Origin of the sequence: Lentzea sp. DG1S-22, assembly GCF_036321065.1 — a bacterium.
Taxonomy (GTDB): domain Bacteria; phylum Actinomycetota; class Actinomycetes; order Mycobacteriales; family Pseudonocardiaceae; genus Lentzea; species Lentzea jiangxiensis.
The window spans coordinates 3,148,244-3,170,770 of record NZ_CP143276.1 but is presented as its reverse complement, the minus strand read 5'-3'; the positions used below and the strand labels follow the sequence as shown (position 1 = coordinate 3,170,770).

Here is a 22,527-nt window from a genome sequence, read left to right as displayed (position 1 = left end):
GGGGCTGATGATTATCAGTCCTGGAGCGGACAGGGTTTTCACAGCACGACGATCTCGATCTCCTTGCCGAGCTTCGCGCCGCCGAGCAGGTCGAGGTCGTCGCCGCTCCAGAAGCGGCCCGGGTCGTACCAGTTGGGCCTGCGCCGGGGCAGCAGCCCCATCTCCTCGTAGGTCACGGCCACGATCTCCGCGCAGAACGCGCTCTCGATGCTCGCGTCGTTCCCGGGCCGCAACGGGACCCGCCCGCGCAGCCAGCGCGACGCGAGCCTGGCGGTCGACGGGAACGGCGTGCCGTCCAGGCGCGCGACCGTCCGCAGCGCCGCATCCTCCATCTCCCGCGTCACCTCGTGGTCGAGCTGCCGCAGCCACGCCCGCTGCCCGTACTTGTCGTGCCACGTCACCACGGCGTCGCGCAGGTCGTGCAGCTGCGCCCCGCGCTGGTGCGTGCCGCTCCACATGTCCTCGAGCGACTTGCCGAGCTCGGCGTGCCACATCAACGGCGGCAGGTCGTCCAGCACGATCGCCATGCCGACGTGGTTCACCGGGCTGTTCGTCATCGCCTGGATCGCGCGGTCGGCCGCACTGCGCCCGCGGAACACCCACACGTCCCCGGTGCGGGTCATCTCCACGGCTTGGTCCAGTGTTGTCGCCATGGGCCAGTAGCCTAGGCACATGAAGCTGTGGAAGGTGATCGGTCTGGCGGCGTTCGCGGGTGTCGCGGCGAGCGGCGTGGTCGCGGCCCGCAACCAGCGCCGCCGCGCCGCCTACACCCCGGAGCAGATCAGGGAGCGCCTGCACCAACGGCTGGCCGAGGCGAACCGCCCGGAATGATCCGGTAGGCCACAAAGGACGCCACGGCCAGGAGCGCGGCCGCCACCAGTGAGGTTCCCCGCACCGCCTCGGTGAAGGTGCCGGCGCGCGCCCACGCCGACAGCACGGTCCCGAGCACGGCGATGCCCAGTGCCGCACCGAGCTCGTAGGCCGTCTCCGACACCGCCGACGCCGCGCCGGCCTTGTCCGCGGGCACGGCGGACACCACGGCGTCGGTGGTGAGCGTGAGCGCGAGCCCCACGCCGGCGCCGAGGAGCACGAGCGCCACCGCGATCGGGCCGTAGCTCGACCAGAAGCCGACGATCGTCAGTCCTCCCGCGCCGACCAGCAGGCCGAGGGCGATCGCCCGGCCACGCCCGAGCAGCCGCACCACCGGCCCGATCGCCACGACGACGAGCACCCCGGCGAGACCGAGCGGCAGTTCCCGCAACCCCGCCTCGAGCGGCGAGTAGCCCAGCACGTTCTGGAAGTACTGCGACAGGAAGAACACCAGCCCGGTCAGTGCGAAGATCGCGATCACGCCGGCGCCCACGGCACCGCTGAACGCGGGTGTGCGGAACAGCCCCACGTCGATCATGGGGTGCTCGGACGCCTGCTGCCGCCGCACGAACAGCCACAGCCCCGCCACGCCCAGCAGCCCGGCCACCAGCGCCGTCCACGTGGGACCGGCCAGCGCGACCTCCTTCACCGCGTACACCAGCGGCACCACGCCGACAGCGGACAGCGCCGCGGACACGAGGTCGAAGGGGCCGGGGTCGGGATCCCGCGACTCGGGCAGCCACCACGCGCCGAACACGACCAGCGCCGCCATCACCGGCAGGTTGACGATGAACACCGAGCCCCACCAGAAGTGCTCCAGCAGCGCCCCGCCGATCAGCGGGCCGAGGGCGGCACCGGCCGTCGCGGTCGCCGCCCAGACCGCCACCGCCTTCGTGCGCTCGGCGGGGTCGGTGAACAGGTTGCGGATGATCGACAGCGTCGACGGCATGATCGTCGCGCCGGCGACGCCGAGCAGGGCGCGGGCCACGACCAGCCACTCCGCGACGGGGCGAACGCCGCCGGCAGCGATGCGACCCCGAAGCCGAACGCACCTGTGAGCAGCAGCTTCTTGCGGCCGATCCGGTCGCCGAGCGTGCCCATCGTGATGAGCAGGCCGCCCAGCACGAACGAGTAGACGTCGCCGATCCACAGCACCTGCGCGTCCGTCGGCGCCAGGTCCTGGCGCAGCGCGGGCAGCGCGAGAGCCAGCACCGTGCCGTCCACGGCGATCAACAGCAACGCGAGCGCGAGCACGCCCAGCGCGGCCCACCTCCGCACGACAACCCCCTTGTGCCGACCATCCGGTCTGCAGATTAACGTACCGTCTAGACGGTTGGTTCGGCGAACGCTAGGTTGACCGGATGCCCGGAGAGCAGCGCAACGCACCCCGCACCCGCCGAGAGGTGCTCGCGGCCGCCGCGCGCGCGTTGATCGCGCAAGGCCCGAACGTCAGCCTCGACGCCGTGGCGAAGGAGGCGGGCGTCTCCAAGGGCGGCCTGCTGCACCACTTCCGGTCCAAGCAGGCGTTGATCGTCGGCCTGATCGAGGAGTGGTTCGACCACTACGACGCGACGGTGGAGAGCCTGCTCGAACCGGAGGACGTGCCGGGCCGGTGGACCCGTGCGCACATCAGGGCGACCTTCGCGCCGTACGACGACCTCTGGTCGCACCCGTCCGTCGTGACGGCCTTGCTGGGCGTTCCGGAACTGCAGCAGCGCCTCGACGTCGCGGCGGACCGCTGGCGCCGGCAAACCGATTCAGACGGCCTGCACCCGCACCGCGCGGACCTCATTTCCCGTGCACTCGACGGGGTGACTTTGGCTGATCTTCTGTGGCGCGGCCAGGAGACGGACGAAGAACGCGAACACACCCGTGACCTGCTGCTCAAGCTCACGGAACAAACTGGACCGCTCGTCTGAGTTTGTCCGCTGAACGTTGTCAACCCCGGAGAAACCCGACACCGGACAACGATTCCTGCGTACCGTCGGAAGTGGTTGCACTCCGGGGGGAAGCAAATGCCGATCGTGCTGTCCGAAACCGTGGCGAAGGGCCGCGGTCTGACGATTCTGTTCGAGTTGGAAGACCTGGCGCGCACCAGGTTCGCGCCGGCCCCGCTGCCGATGTACGAGCTCGTCTTCACGGTCCACGGCGGTGACTGGGACCGCCTGCTGCTGCCGAGGATCCGCCCGCTGGTCGAACTGGTCAGGCCCGGCCGGTTCATCCCCGACTTCCTGGGCTCCGCGCGTCCCGACTTCGACGAGGCCGTGCGGCAGGTGCTCGACGTGCCCTGCGCGAGGGTGCGCGACCAGGTCGCGAGCGTGGGCACGACCTCGCCGTGGCTGAGATCGCTCGCGTCCGGCACGCAGACCTCCCGCCGCGACCTGCGCTCGGCGCTGACCACCGGCTTCCGCGACCTGCTCGGGCCGCACTGGTCGCAGACGCGCCAGGCGTTCGACGCCGAGGTGCGCCTGAGGTCGTCGCAGGCGGTGTCGCGCGGACTCGGAGAGCTGCTCGGCCACCTGCACCCGTCGATCTCGTGGACCTCACCCGCCCTGCACGTCGAGCTCGGCTGGGACACCGAGATCTCCCTGCGCGGCACCGGAATGCTGATCGTGCCGGTGCTGAACGGGCTGACCCGCCCGGCGGTGTCGATGTTCACCGAACCCCAGCCGCTGCTCTTCTACCCGATCACCGCACCGCAGCCGAGCGGCGCCAGCCTCGAACCGGCCCTCGGCCGCACCCGCACCCTCGTGCTGCGGGCGCTCACATCCGAACGCACCACCACCGAGCTGGCGAGGCACGTGGGCATCAGCCTGCCCACGGCGTCGCAACACGCCACCGCCCTGCGCACCGCCGGCTTCGTCTCGACCCACCGCAACGGCAGGTCGGTCCGCCACCGCCTGACCCGGCGCGGCTGGGAACTGCTGAACTGACCAGGGAGGCCAGCATGACCGCGATGCCGCGGTACCGCACCGACCCGAGCCCGCCCGCACTGGCCACCCGCCTGCGCGCCCTGCGCACCGCAGGGGTTCCCGTGGCCTGCCGCGTCTACGGGGGCCTGTCCGCTCCCGGCGCGACCTCGGCCCTGCACGCCCGGATCACCCACGCCCAGGCCCGCGCGTTCGTCGCGGGGGAGTCGGCGGCCGTCCCGCGCTTCGAACCGCCGCCGTCCGCCCGGCAGCGCCTGCTGACGGCCGCGAGCTGGGGCCGGCTCGACGGCGCCGGCCCGGACATGACGACGTTCCCGGTGGACCTCGCCTCCGAACTGTGGTGGCGCGTGCACGAACGCGCCCGCGGCCCGCTGCGCGTCCCCGAACGGCGCCTGGCCTGCGACCTGTTGCTGCGCCTCGGCTACCCGCAGCAGGCGGCGTCCGTGATCGGCCTGGCGGTGATCGACCCGCGTCGGCACGTGTTCTCGCCCGGCCTCGCGGTGGAGGAGCTCGCCGTCCTGCGCTGCCACCTGCCGTCCTCCGCCGTCGAGGCGATGGCCCTGCGCGGCGCGCGGTCCGGCCTGCCCGCCGAGGTGCGCCGCGACCTGGCCCTGTTCGTGGTCTTCCGCAACGCCGCCCGCGGAGCCGACTCCACCTCGATGCGGGCCGCCGCCGCGCTGGCGACGAAAGCATCGTCCGAACTGCCGCAGAACGGCTTCGCGGCCGCCCTGCAGCGCGCCCGGCTGCACCGGGCGATCGCCGCGGTTCCGTTCGTGCGGCGCGACATCAGCGAGACGCACAGGCTGCTCGGGCGCGCCTTGGAGTCGCTGCGCACGACCACGCCGGGTTCCGCCGAGGTCGACGGCCTGGCGTGGGCGGACGAGGCCTACGCCCTGCACTGCTTCCTCGTGCGAACCCACCTCGCCGTGGGGCTCGGCCAGCGCGCGATCGGCTACGCGGCCGAACTCGCCGAACTCAGCCCCGGCGACGACCGGACGTGGGCGTTGCAGGGCGACGCCTTCGCCGCGTGCGGGCAGCTCGAGGCGGCCCTGGAGGCTTACGGCAAGGGCGTCGCGCTGGGCGGCTGGGGTGCCGCCCGAGCCGCCTACCTGCGCGGTTTCGTGCTCGAACGGCTCGGCCGGGTAGCCGAGGCCGCCGAGGACTACGTCCTGTCGCAACGCATCGACCCGACCTCGTCCGTCGTGCCCGGACCGGAGATCCCGGCGGACGCCGGTCGTGATCGGCGGTCCCGGGGACGCGCCGACCTCGTGGGCGTCCGCCGGAGGTGAGGTGCGGGCCTCAGCGGGCGTCGGCGGTCACCAGGAGCCGCAGGTTCGCCGCGAGCCACGTCGGTGCGGACGGGGACTCGGCGAACGCGGTGACGGTGGCCGCCGCCGTGCGCAGACCCGCGGCGTGCAGGTGTGCGCCCACTTCCCGCACGCGGGCCAGCAGGCTGCCCGTCAGGTGGTCGAGGCCCCGGTGTGACGCCTCGGCCAGGACGGTCAGCGCACTGTCCACGGCGGCGCTCAGCGGATCGGCCGTCGCCGAGCCCGGCGGCAGCGGCTGCGGGGTCGTGCCCGTCGCCACGTCCAGCACGACCACGCCCGCCTCGGTCCGCACGGCCAGCGGGTCGACCACCAGCGTGCCGCGGTGCCGCCGGACGCTGCCGGTGATCATCGTCGGGCCGGCGCGCAGTGCCGCCGCCAACGCGTCCAGCGAGTGCGGTGCGGTGGCCCGGTGCGTTGCTTCGAGCAGGCACGTCGCACCGGTGGGGCCGTGGAGCGTGGCGGTGAGGCGTTGCGCGGCCGGGTCGTAGGCCAGGCCGGACACCTCCGTGACGCGGACCGCGCGGACCAGTTCCGCCTCGACCCTCGCGCGGACCTGGCGCGGTGGCAGGCCGGCCAGGTGCGCGGCCGTCGCCTCGTAGTCGTCGACCACCAGGGCCTGCGGGAGGTCGTTCCACGCCGTGCCGACCGGCGTGAGGGAGGTCTTGGCCACGCGGCTCGTCTTCAGCGCCACCGCCCGGCTCGCGCTGCGCGTCGCCGACTCGGACACGACGTTCGACGCCGCCAGCCGCTGACCGGTGCGCAGGGCCGTGTCGCGCTGCACCAGCACCACGTCACCCGAGGCGAAGTAGACGTCCATCGCGGACTCCGAGCGCATCCGGGCGCCCAGCGCCGTGAGGCGGACGCGGCGCAGCGGCGTCTCCGCCGGTTCGTCCGGGCCGAGCACCTCGGCCCGCGGACCGGCGGCGGTGGTGCGGGCGTGCAGCTCGGTCAGCAGGGCCGCGAAGCGTTCCGCCTCGTAGTCGGCACTGCGCCCGCGGTAGGCCGTCAGCTGCGCGAGCAGGTCGGTGATCACGGCGGCCGGCCAGTGCAGCCGTTGCGCGGTCAGGTCGCGGTGCAGGCGCTGCCACGCCACGTCCAGCACCTCGCTCGCGTTCGTGGCGCCGTCCAGCAGCAGCTGGTCGAGCAGGTCGGTGACGGCGGTGAGGTCCGTCGCGGTGGTGGGAGATCCGCCCACGTCGACGGTGTCGGTGCCCTGGGCGTCGGCTTCCCGGAACGCCCACACGGCCAGTGCCAGCGCCTCGTCGCGGTTGACCGCGTCGGTGTGGACGTAGGAGAGGTCTCCGGGCACGAGGAACGTGACCGTGCACGTCGGCAGTTCCGCCTGCGCCGTCTGGTCTTCCGCGGTCGGGCGGCGCAGCTTGGCGCGGTAGCCCGCCTGGTGCGCCCGGCGGGCCCGGCGCAGCGTGCGTTCGCCCATCAACGCAACCAGGTCGTCGTCCGTCACCACGCCCGGCGACCACAGCTCGGTGGGCGCGGTGGCCTCCTGCGTGCGCTGGTAGGCGAGGACCACGGCGATGCGGTGCCGGCAGACGCCCGTGGCGCCACAGCTGCACCGGGCGGCGTCGAGGGCGGTGTTCGGCGGCAGCGTCGTCGTGGTGCCGTCGGGGAACTTGCCCTGGACGGTACCGGCCGGATCGGTGTCGAGCGCCGGGACGACGCCCGCGTCCAGCTCCTTGGCGGCGCGTTTCACGAGGCCGCGGTTGGCGAGGGCCGCCAGCGAGTCCGGGGTGAGGGCCAGCAGGTCGGGTCGGGTCACCTGAGCTTCTCCGCAACGAACTCCGCGAGCTCTCCGGGGGTCATCGCGCCCACGTGGGCGCCGACGTTCGCGAGGCGCTGGCCCAGCACCCGGTCGTAGTCCGGGTTCGCCTCCTCGTCGAGCGCTGCCAGGCAGAGCACGTGGGTGCCCTGCTCGCACAGGCCCTTGACGGTGCGCACCAGCTGCGCGTCGTCGCCGCCCTCGTAGAAGTCGCTGATGATGGCGACGATCGACCGGCGGGGGTTGTCGACGAGCCCGGCTCCGTAGGTCACCGCCCTGGAGATGTCCGTGCCGCCACCGAGCTGCACCTTCATCAGCAGCTCGACCGGGTCGGTCACGTCGGACGTCAGGTCGACGACGTTGGTGTCGAACGCGACGAGGTGCGTCTTGAGGCCCGGCAGGCCCCACAGGCAGGCCGCCGTGACCGCCGAGTGGATCACCGAGCTCGTCATCGAGCCCGACTGGTCGACCAGCAGCACGACCTGCCACTGCTCCAGGTTCCTCTTGGTGCGCGAGACGAACTTCGCGTGCTCGATGGAGAGCCTGCGCTCCTCCGGCTGGTAGCGCTGGAGGTTCGCCCTGATCGTCGACCGGAAGTCGAAGTTGCGGGAGTTGCGGTGGATGCTCGGCCGCCGCGACCTCGTGCCGCTGAACGCCGTGCGCACCTCGGTCTTCAGCTTCTCCATCAGCTGCCGGACCACCGCCTCGACGATCTTGCGCGCCATCGCGAGGACGGCCGGGTTCATCAGGTGCTTGGTCCGCAGCACCGCGCGCAGCAGCGCCGGGTTCGGCTCGATCCGTTGCAGCACTTCGGGATCCGTGACCACGTCGGTGATCTCGTAGCGCTCGACGGCGTCGCGCTCCAGCCGTTCGATCGTCTCCCGCGGGAAGAGGGTGTGCACCTCGTCCAGCCAGTCGACGGTCTGCAGCACCGAGTCCTCGCTGCCGCCCTTGCGCACGCCGCGTTCGGCCAGCTCGGGATCGCGGCCGTAGAGCCACTGCAGCGCGGCGTCCCGGCGCGCCGCCTCCGCCTGCAGCCCTCCGGTGCAGCGCGAGGCGGGCTCGCCGAGGATCAGCCGCCAGCGTTCCAGGTCCGTCATGCCAGGCCGCCCTTCACCAACAACGCGTCCACGCGCTTCTCCACCGCCATCGCCTCCGCCACGAGCACCGGATCGGCGGTGAGGCGGGTGACGTCTCTCGCGTTGCCCCGGACACCGCGGTGCGCGAGGACCGTCGCCGCGATGGTTTCCCTTTCCCTGGGCGGGAAGTAGCTGAACGCGAACCGCAACGCGGGCAGCGCCACCAGGAACTCGTCCTCGGTCATCGCGCTGACCAGTTCGTCGAGGACCCCGACCAGGTCGGGGCTCGCGAGCACCTCCTCGCGCGCGACCGCGAACAGCCCCGCGAGCCAGTCGCCGAGCGCCTCGACGCCGCGGATCTTGCGCACGTCCGGCTGCGTGCCCAGCGCCCAGGCGAGGCCGAGCGCCGCACCCCTCAGGTCCGGTGGTGCCTGCACGTCGTTGCTCACGCGCGTCGCCACGCCCGTGACGTCCGCCGGGTCCAGCGACAGCGCGGACCCGGCGTGCAGCACCGCGTCCCTGGTCGCCGCCATCGCCTTGAGCCGCTGCGGATCCGCCGGCGCCGGGCCGCCGTGCAGGCCCTCGACCAGCCACAGCACCCGCGCGGTGCCGGCGTCGATCACCGAGCCCAGCAGGGCGTCCTTCCTCGTGCCGAACAGCCTGTCGTGCCGCCACAGCCCCAGCACGCCGCCGAGCACCTGGCCCAGCGCCGCCAGGTCGCCGGTCTCCCGCACGCCCTCGTCGAGCGAGGCCTTGACCTTGCCGGACAACGTCGAGATGCCGCACAGCACGGCGTCGAACAGGATCGAGGCCAGGTCGTCGAGCCGCGCGTCCCGCGACCGGCGTTCCAGCGCCACCCCGGCCGCCTCCTCCAGCGTGGCACCGTTCTCGGCCGCTTCGATCAGCGCCGCCAGCCGTTCCTCGACCGGCCGCAGCGTCCACTGCTCGTCCAGTTGCGGCTGGGCGCCCTCGGACGGGCCGCTCGTGCGTTCGAAGCCGGGGATCCGCAGCACTCTCAGCCGGTGCAGGATCCTGCTGCGCTCCAGCGCCGCCGCTTCGGTGAGGTCGAGCGCGATCTTGCCCTCGTGGTCGAGCCCGTGCGTGCTCAGCAGTTCCTGCACCGCGTGGACCAGGGGAGGGGCGGGTGTGCTCGGGTGCAGCCGCCCGGCCTTGTCGCCCCGCAGCGCGCCGAGCATCTCGACCAGAGCCGGGTGCGCGCCGGGCTGCAGCGTGCCGCGCCGCGTCCACGGTGGCGGCTGCGTCAGGTCCTCGGAGATCAACGCGCTGGTCAGGCCGTCGAGGACGTCCGTGCGCGCCAGGTTCCGGTGTCCGCGCAACCGCGCCAGCGCACCGGCCTGGGTGTGGGCCGCGATGAGGTCCGCGGTCGACACCGGCTGCTGCCGCTTGCGCAGCCTCGTGGCCACGGACTCGACGAGCCAGTCCGCCGCCCGTCGTGCCCCGGTCTCCCACACCTGCTGGTAGTAGCCGGGGGACGGCATGCCCGACTGGTAGCCGGTGAACGCGTCCAGCCGTGCGTGCGAATACGGCACGAGATAGCTCGCACCTCTCTCACGCTCGGGCACGTCCGGCCATTCCGTGCTGCCGTCGAGCTTCGCCTTGAGCGCCGCGGTGTGGAATCCACCGGTGACCACGACGACGGGTCTGTCGCCCGCGTCGCGCACCGCCGCCCGCACCCAGCGCGCCATGTACTCCTCGCGCGCCGAGTCGCCCTCGTCCGCCGTCGCCGTGCCGCGCAGCAGGTCGAAGTACTCGGCCATGCCCTCCGGCTCGTCCTGGGACTCGAAGAGGTGGTCCCAGAGCACGTCGACGTTGTCGACGGAGAACTCCGCGCACAACCTCTCGACGACCTCGGTGTAGCGCAGCTCGGCGTCGGCGTACCTGTTGCTCACGTCCCGGAACGCCTCGTGCCACGCGGGCAGGTCGATGAACCTGACCTCCGCGCCGCAGCGGCGGCCCTCGGTGATCGCCACCCACTCCGGCGAGTAGTCGCAGAACGGCGACCACGACGCGTGCTGGTCGGAGTAGCTGAACAGCGCGACGGGCAGCTCGTGCCCCAGCAGCAGCTCGTCGATGCGCTCGTTGAAGTCGGCGGGACCCTCGATGAGCACGTACGCGGGCTGCTGCTCGGCGATGGTGGCGGCGACCAGCCGGGCACAGGCGGGGCTGTGGTGCCGGACGCCGACGAACACGGCCCCCATCAGCCGGGCAGCAGGTGACGGGCGCGGTGCAGCTCCTGCCACTGCTCGCCCTTGCGCCGCGACGCGTGCTGCTCCAGGTACCGCCGCAGCCGCGCCAGGTCCTCCGCGTTGTCCTTCGCCGCCGTGCCCGCCAGGCACTCCACGACGTCCGCGGCCGAACCGACCTCGCCGCGCAGGAACCAGCCCCGCAGGCCGACGGCGTGCGCCACCGACACCGCCTCGGCCGTGCTCATGACGGTGGTCAGCCGGTCGGTGCCCTCGCGCAGGTCGCGGAACGTCCGCACCAGCACTTCGAGGACGTCCCGCTTCGGCGCGAGCTCCACGCCGGACTTCGCCAGCAGCTTCGCCGCCTCCTGCTCGACGAGCGCGAGCTCGGTGTCGAAGTCGGCGATCGGGAACACCGTCTCGAAGTTGAAGCGCCGCTTGAGCGCCGCGCTCATGTCGTTCACGCCGCGGTCCCTCGTGTTCGCCGTGGCGATCACGTTGAACCCGTCCTGCGCGAACACCATGCCGTCCGGGCCGTTCAGCTCGCCGATCGCCATCACGCGGTCGGACAGCATCGACAACATGCAGTCCTGGACCTCCAGCGGGCAGCGCGTGATCTCCTCGAACCGCACGATCTTGCCCTCGGCCATGCCCCGCAGCATCGGCGCCGGCACGAGCGAACGCGGCGACGGGCCCTCCGAGACCAGCAGCGCGTAGTTCCACGAGTACTTGATCTGGTCCTCGGTGGTGGCCGCGCCGCCCTGGATGGTCAGCGTCGACTCGCCGCAGACCGCCGCCGCGATCATCTCGGACAGCAACGACTTCGCCGTGCCCGGCTCACCGACGAGCATCAGGCCGCGGCTCGTCGCGAGCGTGACCAGCGCCCTGTCCACGAGGGACGGATCGCCCACGAACTTCTTGCTGATGCCCCGGCTCTCGTCGCCCACGACGAACCGGCGCGCGGCGTCGAGGCTGAGCGCCCAGCCCGGAGGCCTGGGCGCGGTGTCGGTGTCGCGCAGCCGCGCGAGCTCGTCGGCGAAGCGCACCTCGGCGGGTGGGCGCTGCATCGTCTGGGTGCTGGTCATGACTGCAGGGACTCCAGTTCGGAGAGGAGCTCGGAGAGCGTGATCGGGTCGATCGGGTGGGTGGTGGGAGCGTCCGCGGGCGCGGACCACGTGCCGTGACCGCTGGGGGAGAACCACATGTCGCCGAACCCGACCTCGGGGAAGACGTCCACGGCGCCCACCGCGATGCCGGGATCGAGCGAGGCGACGAGCGCACCGCCGGCGGGGAACGGCCGGGTGATCCAGCACTCGACGCCCGCGTCCTGCGGTGCGCCGCGCACCCAGCCCTTCTTGGTCAGGCCGAGGATCTTGCCGATCGGGTACGGGGTGCCGCAGTACTTCTTCAGCCGGGGCAGCGGGTCCTCGCCCGGCTGAAGGAGGTGGACCGGGCGGCCCGTCTGCGGGAACGGCTGGAGGATCTCGTAGTCGGCGAAGATCTCGCCCCACGCCGCCGCCGTCTCCCGGAGGTCGACCGGGTGCGCCACGCGCACGACCGCGTCCTCGGGCAGCGTGAACGCGTCGTCCTCGGCGTTGGCGAGCGTGCGGTCTTCGGCCAGGCGGAACGACTCGCCCTCGTCGGTGATCCAGACCAGCCGGCGGACCACGTGCCACAGCAGCGGATGTGCCACGAGAACCGTGTGGAACTCCTCGGCGCTCCACGTGCGCTGGTCGACCATGGCGCGTTCGAGCCGCTGGATCTGGTCGGACGCGATGGTGCGCACGTCCTTCTTCAGCGCCATGAACCTCTTGTGCTCCAACGGCGCCTTGTCCTGGTCGTCCTTCGCGCCGGGCTTGGGGAGGTCCTTGCGGCGCTTGCCGTCGGGGTCGAGGACGTACGGCTTGAGCTGCTCGTCGAAGCCGACCGTGAACTGGCGGGAGCCGTAGTCGATGACGAGCGTCGCGGCGTCGTCGAGGCCCAGACGTGGCACCAGCCGGTCCGACAGCTGGTCGCGCGAGAGCCCGAGCTCGGCAGCGATCTGGGCGACCTTCTCCTGCGCCTTGGTCTTGAGGCCCTTGAAGGGCACCTTCTCCGCGATGCTGTTGAGGTGCGACAGGGCGACCTCGGTGCCGATGTCGGCGAGCACGTCGAGCCCGGCGACCGCCCTGGCGTGCTGGCTCTGCCCCGGCCAGACGCGGATCAGCGGCGACAGCGCGCGCACCGTCGAGTCGTCGCCGAACCAGCCGAGCGCGCTCAGCGCCCAGCTCTCCTTCGACGGCGCACCGGCCTGCTCCCACGCCTGGAAGACCGCCCACGCGAACGCCGCCAGCGAGTGCCTGTCGAGCGCCTCGCGCACGATCGGCAGCCCCGCGTAGAGCTCACCCGGCTTGGACAGCGCGGCCGTCATCAGCAGGTGCGCGGCGGCCGCGGCGGGCAGCGCGTGCCTGCGGTCGCTCAGCAGGACCTGCGGCAGCAACCGGGTGTCCGCCCACAGGCCGATGGCCGGCAGCTTCGCGGGCAGCACGTCGACCGGGTCGACCGACAGCACGAGGTCGATCGCGGCCTCGGCCCCGCACTCCCGCGCGATCGCCGCCACGTCGACACCGACGTTGTTGTGCAGGTGCCGCAAGGCCGCCTCGGCGTTGCGGCGGGGAACCCCGGTCTTGCCCGCCGCCGCGGGGATCAGCAGCCGGGCGGCCTGCTCGCGGTGCCGGGCCAGCCACTCGACGCCCCAGCGGCGCGGCTGCTTGGTGCGCGCGAACCAGTCGGCCATCTGCGCCGCCACCTCGACGGTCGCGAACGGCAGCAGCACCACGCCCGTCCCCGCCGGAGCCGACTGCACGTGCCGAAGCAACGCGCGCACGGCATCCAGACCGAACCGCGCGGCGATGTTCCTGCCCCACTCCTCGACGCCGTAGCTGTAGCGCGGCTCCCAGTCCGCGAGCAGGTGCCGCACCGCGTCGTCGGGGGCGAGGAGGAACAGGTCGTTGTCGTAGTAGCCGATCCGGCCGGCCTCGTAGTCCTTGAGCAGCCGGCGCCAGTCCTGGTGCCCATCCCGCCAGGCCGCGCCCGCCTCCAGCCACTCCTCGCGCTCGCCGGGCAACCAGTTGACACCCGGCGCCGGCACCGGGAGGTCCGTGAGCACCACGGGCTTCACCGGCTTCTTGCGGTTCAGCCACGGCGGCGAGGCCAGCAACGGCGGCAACTGCTCCGGGCTCGCGTCCGGCACGATCACCAGCCCGGACTCGGCGAGCACCGCCGCGACCTCGTCCGACACGGAGACCTGCGGGTTGGACAGCAGATGCGCGTGCAACAGCTGACGCGCGCTCTCACTCGCCGACACCCGCTCGGACAGCAACCGCGCCGCCCGCGACGGGAACGCCGCCATCGCCGCCACGACGGCGGGCTGCACGTACTTCTCGTCCACGCGGTCGAGCAGGATGGTGAACGCCTCGTCGGTCGGCAACGCCGCGAGAACGTTCAACGCCTGCTTGCGCCCGCCGGTCCGCTGGTGGTGGCTGTCGGAGTCGAGCTCTTCGGCGAGCAACGGCGCGATGTCCGGCCCCAGCACGTACACGGCTGTGTAGAGCACGAACGCCGACGTCGTGAGCGCCTCGTCGGCCTTGCGGAAGTCCTCGACCGACCGCGCGCTGCTCGGCAGCATCCACCACCGGCTCTGCGTGAAGTTCTGCCGGCAGGTCTCGTCGAACCAGTCCGCCCGCTCGGGCAGCAGGAACGACCGGACCTCGACCCCGATGCCCGACCCGCCGAGCTCCTCCAACGCACTCTCGGCAGCCGCACGCTCCTCGGGGCTCGCCACGGCGATCGCGTACCGGACGGCCGTCAGCATCAGGCCCTCCGGGTCGCCGATCGACGTGCGGAAGCTCTTGACGCGCTGCAGGCAGACGCCGGTCCAGTTGCCGCGCTTCCGGTGCCACTGGTCGGAGTACGTGAGGCCCATGAGCTCGACCACCGCCGTGGTCGCGAACGCGAGGCCGTGGTCGGCGATCCAGGCGTGCACCGCCGGGACGCCCTGCTCCGTGACCGCCGCGATCGCCGCCGCGCCGATAGGCGTCGGCCTGCCGTCGAGGTGGGCGCGGGCGGCGCCCACCAGCTCGGGATCCGAGCCCTCGGCCTGGAAGGCGGTCTCGAGGGCTTCCGCCTTCTCGGTGATCCGGCGGCGGGCCTGGTCGGCCTTCGCGGGGTCGAGGGTGAAGTCCGGGGCCGGCTCGAAGCCGCGCTGGCGCACGGCGTCGCGGGCCCAGGCCTTGGGGATCACCCAGGTGTCCTCGTCGAGGACCGGGGCGGGCGCGGGAGCGACGGGGGTGGGGGCGCCGGGAGTGGGGGCGGCGGCAGGCTGGGTGGTGGCCACGGCGGCGAGCTGCTGGCTGCTGGACGTGGCGGCCTTCTGCCCGGCGAGGTGAGCTGCGGCGGGCTGCTCGGTGGTACCTGGCTGTGGGGTCGCGGTGCCGGTGGCGGTGGCCTGCCGGTCGGCGAACTCGGCGGACTGCCGGTCGGCGGGTTCGGTGACGCCGGGCTGCCGGTCAGTGGGCTCGGCGGTGGCGGACTGCCGGTCGGCCGGCTCGGCGACGCCCGACTGCCGTAAGTCCGTTGCTGGTGCGGCGGTTTCGGCGTCGGGTCCCTGCGTGGCACCGGGTCCCGCGACGGCAGACCCCTGGCCGGCGGCGGACGTCGCCGCCGCCGGCTCGGCGGTGCCCTCCGGCTGGTAGCCCTTCTTCTCCTTCTCCGCCACCAGCTTCGCGACGTGCGCGGTGGCCGCCTCGACCGAGGCCAGTTCCTTCGTCTTGACCTGGCCGGCAGTGCCCAGCCGTCCGAACCGGACGGTCACCGCCGCGCCGTCCTGCTCGATCTCCCAGAACTTCGCGGAGCCGTCCGCGACGAGTTCCCACCTGCGCACTGCTGTACCTCCTGCTGGGGCCACACAAGGGAGTTGGTCTGGAACGGACGCTACCCAGGGGGTCTGACAATTTCGTGCGGCCGCCGGGCGGCGCAGCTCAGACCTCCTGGGTTCGCGGCGTCACGAGTGCAGCGACTCCAGTTCGGACACGAGCTCCGAGGCCGTGATCGAGTCCACGAGGAGGGTGGTCCGCGCGTCGTGCTGGGACGACCGGTAGCCCTGGCCGTTGGCGGAGAACCACAGCTCGGTGAACTTGACCTCGGGGAAGATGTCGATCGCGCCCGCCGCGATGCCGGGGTCCAGCGAGGCGACCAGGGCGCCGCCGGAGGGCAGCGGGCGGGTCATCCAGCACTCGACGCCGCCGTCCTGCGGTTCGCCGCGGTTCCAGCCCTTCTTGGTGAGGCTGAGGAGCTTGCCGACCGGGAGCATGACCTCGAGGTACTTCTTCAGGTGCGGCAGGAGGTCCTCGCCCTGCGGCACGACGTGCAGCGGGCGGCCCAGCTGTGGGAACGGCTGGAGGATCTCGTAGTCCGCGAACACCTCGCCCCAGGCCTCCAGCTCGGCCCGGATGTCCACCGGGTGCGCCACGCGGACGGTGGCGGACTCGGGCAGGATGAACTCGTCGTCGTTCGCGTCGGCGAGCGTGCGGTCTTCCGCCAGGCGGAAGGAGGCGCCCTCGTTCGTGATCCACACGAGCCGGCGGACGATGTGCCAGAGCAGCGGGTGGCCCGCGAGCACCGTGTGGAACTCCTCGGCCGTCCAGGTGCGCTGGTCGACCATGGCGCGTTCGAGGCGGTGGATCTGGTCGGACGCGATGGTGCGCACGTCCTTCTTCAACGCCATGAACCTCTTGTGCTCCAACGGTGCCAGGTCCTGGTCGTCCTTGGCGCCGGGCTTGGGGAGGTCCTTGCGGCGCTTGCCGTCCGGGTCGAGCACGAACGGCTTGAGCTGCTCGTCGAAGCCGACGGTGAACTTCCGTTCGCCGTAGTCGATCACCAGGCTCGCCGCGTCGTCGAGACCGAGGCGGGGGACCAGGCGGTCGGCCAGCTGGTCGCGCGAGAGGCCGAGTTCGGCGGCGATCTGGGCGACCTTCTCCTGCGCCTTCGTCTTGAGGCCCTTGAACTTCACCTTCTCGGCGATGCTGTTGAGGTGCGACAGCGCGACCTCCGAGCCGATGTCCGCGAGGACGTCCAGGGCCGACACCGCCCTGGCGTGCTGGCTCTCGCCGGGCCACACGCGGATCAGCGGCGACAGCGCGCGGACCGTCGAGTCGTCGCCGAACCAGCCGAGCGCGTTGAGGGCCCAGCTCTCCTTCGACGGCGCGCCGATTTCCTGCCAGCGCTGGAAGACCGCCCACGCGAACGCCGCCAGCGAAGCCCGGTCGAGCGACTCGCGGACCAGCGTCAGGCCGGCGTAGACGTCGCCCGGCTTCGACAGCGCGGCGGTCATCAGCAGGTGCTTCGCCGCCTCCGCCGAGAGGGCGTGCCTGCGGCCGGCGAGCAGGACCTGCGGCAGCAGGCGGGTGTCCGCCCAGTCGCCGACGGCGGGCAGCCTGGCGGGGAGGACCTCGACGGGGTCGATGGCGAGGAACGTCCGCAGCGCCGCGGCCGCCTCGGGGGTCGGGGCGAGCGCGGGCACGTCGACCCCGAGACCGTGCAGGTGCCGCAGGGCGGCCTCCGCGTTGCGCCGCGGAGCGCCGGGCTTGCCCAGCGCGGCCGGGATGAGCAGGCGTGCGGCCGTCTCGCGGTGCCGGCCGAGCCACGCCAGCGCGACCTTGCGCACCTGCTTGAGCCGGACGAGCCAGTCCGCCATCAACGCGGCCACCTCAGGCGTGGCGAACGGCAGCAGGATCGCCGCGGCGTTCGAGCTGGAGTCGACGATGCGCAGCAGCAACGGCAGCGCGTCGAACCCGAACCGCGCGGCCAGCATCTTGCCCGTCGACTCGAAGCTCCAGCCCAGTTGTCTGGCGTCCCAGCCCGCGAACAGCGGCCGCGCCACCTCCTCGGGCGCGAGCGCGAGCAGGTACCGCATGCGCCACCCGATCCGGCCCGCCCGGTGCTCCTCCAGGAGTTCCTGCCACGTCTGGCGGATGCCCCAGTGCCCGGGCTGCAACCAGTCCTCCCGCTCGCCCGGCTCCCACACGAGCGACGACGGGGGTAGGGGCAGGCCCGGCACGACCACGGCCTTCACCGGCGGCTTGCGGTGGACCCACGGCGGCGTGACCAGCAGCGGCGGCAGCGCCTCGGCGGGAGCCTCCGGCACCTCGGCGGTCTCGACCTCGACGAAGCCCTCGGGTGTCTCCAGGTGCGGGTACGTCTTGAGGTGCACGCTGAGCAGCTGCCGCAGCTCGGGGTTGTCACCGGCGCGTTCGCCGAGCAACCTCGCCGCCCGCGCCGGGAACGCCGCCATCATGCTCAGCAGCGTCGGACGCACGTACTTGGCGTCGAGCCGGTCGAGCGCCACGGTGAACGCCTCGTCCGTGGGGATCGCGGCGAGCACCTTGAGCACCTGCTTGCGGCGGTCCGCGAGCTGGTAGTTGTGGTCGAGCGCTGCTGCGAGCAACGGCACGATGGACGGTCCCAGCACGTAGAGCGCCGTGTGCAGGAGCGAGCTGTTGTTGGGCAGCGAGGACCCCGCCACCTGGAACTCCTCGAACGTGCTGGCGCTGCACGGGAGCATCCACCAGCGCATGCGCGAGTTCGGCGTCCCGCTGACGTCCTTGAACCAGCCGGGCCGGCCCGGCATCAGGAACGCCCGCAGCAGCTTCACGTTGGTGTCTTGCAGCGCGTCCAGCTCCGTCAGCGCGGTTTCCGCCGCGGCGCGCTCGGCGTCGTCGGCCACGGCCAGCGCGTAGCGGACGGCCTTGAGCATCTTGCCCTCGACGTTGTCGAGGATGATGTGGAGGTAACCGCCGCGGCTCACCAGGATCCGGTCGCCGTACCTGCGGTCCTGCGGGAACCACTCCGGTGCGCACTGCAGCCTGGTGAACTCGATCGTGGCCTCCGTCGCGAACACCACGCCGTGGTCGGCGATCCAGGCGTGCACGGACTGCTCGCCGCACTCGGTGATCGCCGCGACCGCCGCCGCACCGACGGGGCTCGTCCGGCCGGCGAGGTGCTCGCGCGCCGCCCGCACCAGGTCCGGGTCGGACGACGGCTCGGACAGGACGGCCTCGACGGTGGTGCCGAGCTCGGCCGCTCGGCGCCGGGCCTCCTCGGCCGAGGCTTCGTCGACGGAGAACTCCGGGGCGGGGTGGAAGCCGCGCTGCCGGATGACGTCGCGCAGCCAGGCCTTGGGCATGACCCAGGTGTCTTCGTCGACGGGAGTGGGCGCGGGTTTCGTGGTGGGGGAGGCAGAGGCCGAGATGGCAGCGGAAGTAGCCGGAGAGGTCGTGGCCGTGGAGGTCGCGAGGGAGGAAGTTTCGGAGGAGGCCGCGGGAGCGGAGGGTGCGGCCGGGGAGGTGGCTGGAAGGGCAGTGGCGGGGGGCGGGGCGGAGGCCACCGTCTGCGGGTCGCCGGCTGCGGTCGCCGTCGCAGCGGCGGTGGAGGCAGCGGCTGAACCGGTGGAGGCCGCCTCCGAGCCGTTGGTGACGGGGCGGTAGCCCTTCTTCTCCTTCTCCGCCACCAGCTTCGCCACGTGCGCCCGCGCGGCCTCGGCGGAGGCGAGGTCCTTGGTCTTGGTCTGGCCGTGGGTGTCGAGCCGTCCGAAGCGGACGGTCACCGCGACGCCGTCCTGCTCGATCTCCCAGAACTTCGCCGAGCCGCCCGAGACGAGCTCCCACCTGCGCACTGACTGCTCCCTGCTTCGGTACTGACGTTGTTGATCGTGCTTGCCGGTCTGACGCGCTCCGGGCGTCAGCCGTTCCCGCGTCACGCGTGCAGTGACTCGAGTTCGGAGAGGAGTTCGGAGGCGGTCACCGGGTCCACTTCGAACGTGGCCGGTCCGCCGTCACGCGGGGCGACCCAGGCACCACGGCCGGTGGCGGAGAACCACAGGGAGCTGAACGCGATCTCGGGGAAGACGTCCACGGCGCCCACCGCGATGCCGGGGTCGAGGCAGGCGACCAGGGCGCCACCGGCGGGCAGCGGGCGGGTCATCCAGCACTCCACGCCGGCGTCCTGCGGTTCGCCCCGGACCCAGCCGCGCTGGGTGAGGCCGAGGAGCCTGCCGACGGGGGCTTTGCGGCCCACGTACTCCTGCAGCTGCGGGACGAGGTCCTCGCCCGGCGCGAAGGCGTGGACCGGGCGGCCGAGCTGGGGGAAGGACTGCAGGATCTCGTAGTCCGCGAACACCTGGCCCCAGGCGGTCAGTTCGCCGGTCAGGCCGACCGGGTGGGCGACGCGGACGGTGGCGGACTCCGGCAACGTGAACTCGTCGTCGTTCGCGTCGGCGAGCGTCAGGTCTTCGGCCAGGCGGAAGGACCTGCCCGCGTCGGTGATCCACACCAGGCGGCGGACCACGTGCCTGAGCAGGGGGTGGGACGCCAGCACCTCGTGGAACTCCGCGGCGGTCCAGGTGCGCTGGGTGATCATCGCTGCTTCCAGCCGGTGGATCTGGTCGGACGCGATGGTGCGGACGGCCTTCTTCAGGTCAGCGAAGCGCTTGTGCTCCGCTGGTGCCAGGACCGGGTCGTCCTTGGCGCCGGGCTTGGGGAGGTCTTTGCGGCGCTTGCCGTCCGGGTCGAGGACGTACGGCTTGAGCTGCTCGTCGAAGCCCACGGTGAACCGGCGGGGGCCGTAGTCGACCACCAGGGTGGCGGCGTCGTCGAGGCCGAGGCGGGGGACCAGGCGGTCCGACAGCTGGTCGCGGGACAGGCCCAGGGTCGCGGCGATCGCGGCGACCTTCTCCTGCGCACGCGCCTTGAGGGCCTTGAACTTCACGCGTTCCGCGATGCCGTTGAGGTGGGTGAGCGCGGTCCCGGTGCCGATCTGGGCGAGCACGTCGAGGCCCGTCACCGCCTTGGCGTGCGCGTTCTCACCCGGCCAGGCGCGGATGAGCGGCGCGAGGCGGCGCACGGTCTCGTCGTCGCCGAACCGGCCGAGGGCCGTCAGCGCCCAGCCGTCGCCGGCCGGGGCTCCCACGGACTGCCAGCGCTCGAAGACCGCCCAGGCGAACTCCGCGAGCGAGGCCGGGTCGCACGCCCGCGCGGCGACCGGCAGGCCCGCGTAGACGGTGTCCGGTCTGGACAACGCGGCGGTCGTGAGGAGGTTCGTCGCGGCTCGGGCCGGCAACGCGGTGGCCCGGTCCTCGAGCAGCACCTGGGGCAGCAGGCGCGTGTCGGCCCAATTGCCGATCTCCGGCAGCTTCGCGGGCAGCACGTCGAGCGGGTCGACCTCGACCAGCGTGCGGACCGCGGCGCCCGCCTTCTCGCTGACGGAGTTCGCGACGGCGACGACGTCGACACCGAGCTCCAGGTGCAGGTGGCGCAGTGCGGCTTCGGCGTTGTGGCGCTCGGGACCGGCCACGCCCAGCGCCGCGGGCAGCAGGAGGCGGGCGGCGGTCTCGCGGTGGCGCTCCAGCCAGGACAGCGCGGTCGAGCGGGCCGCCTTGAGGCGCGCCAGCCAGTCCGCCATCAACGCCGCCACCTCGGCCGTGGCGTACGGGAGGAGGACGAAGCCGGACCCGTGCGGGCTGCTCGCGGCCAGGTGCAGCAGCGGCGCGACGGCGTCCAGCCCGAACCGCGCGCTGACGCGCCTGCCCCAGCGCTCGCCGTCCCAGCTGTCGTCCGGCACCCACTTCGCGATCACCGACCGCGCGAGGTCCTCGGGTCCTGCCTCGAACAGGCCGTGGCCGCAGGGGCGGCCGGTGGAGCTGATCCACTCGGCCAGGTTCGCCCAGTACTCGGGCGTGTCGGTCCCGTTGTGGTACGACGGGAGCGCCAGCCACTCCTCGCGCTCGCCCGGCAGCCAGCACTCGCCCGGCGCCGGCACGGGCAGGCCCTCCAGCACGACCGGCTCGGGCCGGGGGCGGCTGCGCGTCCACGGCGGGTCGGCCAGGACGCCGGGCAACGCGGAGACCGGCGCTTCCGGAACGCGCCGGGAGTTCGCCTCGGCGACCAGTGCCGCCGCTTCCGACGGCACCACCAGGTCGGGGTGCGTCTCCAGGTGCGCCCGGAGCAGCGACAGCGCCTGCGGCTCGGCAGCGCGGGCGGCCAGCAGCCGGGCCGCCCGCCGCGGGAACGCCTCCATCGCGGACAGCAGCGGAGGCAGCACGTACTTCTCCCGCGCGCGGTCCAGCAGGAGCGTGAACGCCTCGTCCGTCGGCAGGGCGGCGAGCACCTCCAGCCCGGACCTGCGGCGGTCGGCGTCGAGCCCCGCCTCGTCGACCTCCTCGGCGAGGAACGGCGCGATCGCGGGCCCCAGCACGTGCAGCGCGGTGTGCAGGGCGACCGGCGACCAGGTCACCCCGCGGTGCTCGAGGCGGGCGAACTGGTCCAGCGTGCTCACCGCGCACAGGGTGAGCCAGTTCTCCCCCGGGCGGGCGAGTGGGCCTTCGCCTCCTCGAACCAGTCGTGCCTGGAAGGTGCGAGGAAGGCGCGGGCCATCTGGCCGGCCCGGGTGGTGCCGACCTCCTCCAGCGCCTCGACGGCGGCGGCGTGGGTCTCGGCGTCCGCGACGGCGAGGGCCGATCGGACCAGGACCAGGTTCGCGGCGTCCACGTGGTCGAGGTACACGCGGTGGTCGGGGAACGGCTGCAGGTAGGCCTTCTGGACCCAGCTGCCCAGGTCGGGCCGCGCGCGGCCGAAGAACATGGTGGTGCGGTGTGCGACCGCCGCGGCCGCGAACGGCAGACCGTGTTCCGCGATCAACCAGTGGACCGTCGCCTTGTGCAGGGAAGCCGCGCTCGCGAGCGCCGCCGCACCGAGCGGGCTCGGTCTGCCCCCGAGCTGATCGCGCAAGGCCTGCGCGAGGCCGCGATCGGTCCTCGGGTCCTCCAGCACCTCGGCGATCACCGAGTGGTCCGAGGCCACCCAGTCGCGCAACTCCCGCGCACGACGGGAATCGAGCTTGAACTTCGGCAACGGCTCGAGGCCGCGGCGGCGCACCACGTCCCTCAGCCAGGCCGCGGGCATCACCCACGTGTCCTCGTCGCGAGCAGTCCCGGCGGGAGGGGCCTCGGAGGCGGCGACGGGGCGGTAGCCCTTCTTCTCCTTCTCCGCCACCAGTTTCGCGACGTGCGCCTCGGCGGCGGCCTCGGACGCCAGCTCCTTGACCTGGGTCTGGCCTGCCGCCCCCAGCCGTCCGAACCGGACGGTGGCCACGGCACCGGTCAGGCCGACCTCCCAGAACTTGGCCGAGCCAGCGGCGACGAGCTCCCACCTGCGCACTGCGAAACCCCCTGAGTCCGGTCCGGAGCTGATGTCCACGGACGGTACCCAGGGGGTCCGACAGTTTTAGTCGATCAAGCGAAACCGCAGG

Annotated in this window: 13 protein-coding genes and 1 pseudogene; 4 read left to right on the top strand and 10 right to left on the bottom strand. The window is 72.7% G+C overall.

Annotation, left to right across the window (positions count from 1 at the left end; genetic code table 11):
- Positions 1-38 precede the first annotated feature (38 nt).
- On the bottom strand, positions 39-653 hold the full coding sequence (locus V1227_RS13835) for a hypothetical protein (protein ID WP_329792956.1): 615 nt from the start codon (positions 651-653) through the stop codon (positions 39-41).
- A gap of 19 nt (positions 654-672) precedes the next feature.
- On the opposite strand from V1227_RS13835, the gene V1227_RS13830 reads away from it, so the two are divergent.
- Complete coding sequence (locus tag V1227_RS13830; RefSeq protein WP_176959810.1) at positions 673-831, top strand: hypothetical protein; 159 nt, start codon at positions 673-675, stop codon at positions 829-831.
- On the opposite strand, the pseudogene V1227_RS13825 reads toward V1227_RS13830, so the two are convergent.
- Positions 782-2,082: pseudogene (locus V1227_RS13825) on the bottom strand (MFS transporter). The gene V1227_RS13830 and the pseudogene V1227_RS13825 sit on opposite strands and share 50 nt — an antisense overlap.
- Before the next feature lie 149 nt (positions 2,083-2,231).
- Between V1227_RS13825 and V1227_RS13820 the strand changes: the two are divergent.
- The 3 genes from V1227_RS13820 (at position 2,232) to V1227_RS13810 (ending at position 5,089) form a co-directional block, all read left to right on the top strand.
- Entirely contained in the window at positions 2,232-2,789 is a 558-nt protein-coding gene (locus tag V1227_RS13820) for a TetR/AcrR family transcriptional regulator (protein ID WP_329792955.1), read from the top strand.
- Between the two features lie 96 nt (positions 2,790-2,885).
- Complete coding sequence (locus tag V1227_RS13815) at positions 2,886-3,803, top strand: ArsR/SmtB family transcription factor (RefSeq protein ID WP_329792954.1); 918 nt, start codon at positions 2,886-2,888, stop codon at positions 3,801-3,803.
- 14 nt (positions 3,804-3,817) lie between these two features.
- Positions 3,818-5,089 (top strand): tetratricopeptide repeat protein, encoded by a 1,272-nt coding sequence (locus V1227_RS13810; protein WP_329792953.1) that lies wholly within the window; start codon positions 3,818-3,820, stop codon positions 5,087-5,089.
- A 10-nt stretch (positions 5,090-5,099) separates the two neighbouring features.
- On the opposite strand, the gene V1227_RS13805 is transcribed toward V1227_RS13810, so the two are convergent.
- The 8 genes from V1227_RS13805 to V1227_RS13770 all read right to left on the bottom strand — a co-directional run bounded on the left by V1227_RS13805 (position 5,100) and on the right by V1227_RS13770 (position 22,436).
- On the bottom strand, positions 5,100-6,905 hold the full coding sequence (locus V1227_RS13805) for a hypothetical protein (protein ID WP_329792952.1): 1,806 nt from the start codon (positions 6,903-6,905) through the stop codon (positions 5,100-5,102).
- Entirely contained in the window at positions 6,902-8,005 is a 1,104-nt protein-coding gene (locus tag V1227_RS13800; protein WP_329792951.1) for a VWA domain-containing protein, read from the bottom strand. Before V1227_RS13800 ends, V1227_RS13805 begins: the two co-directional genes overlap by 4 nt.
- The gene (locus tag V1227_RS13795) at positions 8,002-10,203 is read right to left on the bottom strand and encodes a DUF5682 family protein (RefSeq protein ID WP_329792950.1); all 2,202 of its coding nucleotides are present in this window, start codon (positions 10,201-10,203) and stop codon (positions 8,002-8,004) included. The genes V1227_RS13800 and V1227_RS13795 overlap by 4 nt, the downstream gene beginning before the upstream one ends.
- Positions 10,203-11,273 carry an ATP-binding protein gene (locus tag V1227_RS13790; protein WP_329792949.1) on the bottom strand — a complete coding sequence of 357 codons (1,071 nt, stop codon included), beginning with the start codon at positions 11,271-11,273 and terminating at the stop codon, positions 10,203-10,205. Before V1227_RS13790 ends, V1227_RS13795 begins: the two co-directional genes overlap by 1 nt.
- Positions 11,270-15,109 carry a DUF4132 domain-containing protein gene (locus V1227_RS13785; protein ID WP_329792948.1) on the bottom strand — a complete coding sequence of 1,280 codons (3,840 nt, stop codon included), beginning with the start codon at positions 15,107-15,109 and terminating at the stop codon, positions 11,270-11,272. The genes V1227_RS13790 and V1227_RS13785 overlap by 4 nt, the downstream gene beginning before the upstream one ends.
- Before the next feature lie 120 nt (positions 15,110-15,229).
- Entirely contained in the window at positions 15,230-18,898 is a 3,669-nt protein-coding gene (locus V1227_RS13780) for a DUF4132 domain-containing protein (protein ID WP_329792947.1), read from the bottom strand.
- 80 nt (positions 18,899-18,978) lie between these two features.
- Positions 18,979-21,555 (bottom strand): DUF4132 domain-containing protein, encoded by a 2,577-nt coding sequence (locus tag V1227_RS13775; protein WP_329792946.1) that lies wholly within the window; start codon positions 21,553-21,555, stop codon positions 18,979-18,981.
- Complete coding sequence (locus V1227_RS13770; protein ID WP_329792945.1) at positions 21,552-22,436, bottom strand: WGR domain-containing protein; 885 nt, start codon at positions 22,434-22,436, stop codon at positions 21,552-21,554. Before V1227_RS13770 ends, V1227_RS13775 begins: the two co-directional genes overlap by 4 nt.
- Positions 22,437-22,527: the final 91 nt, after the last annotated feature.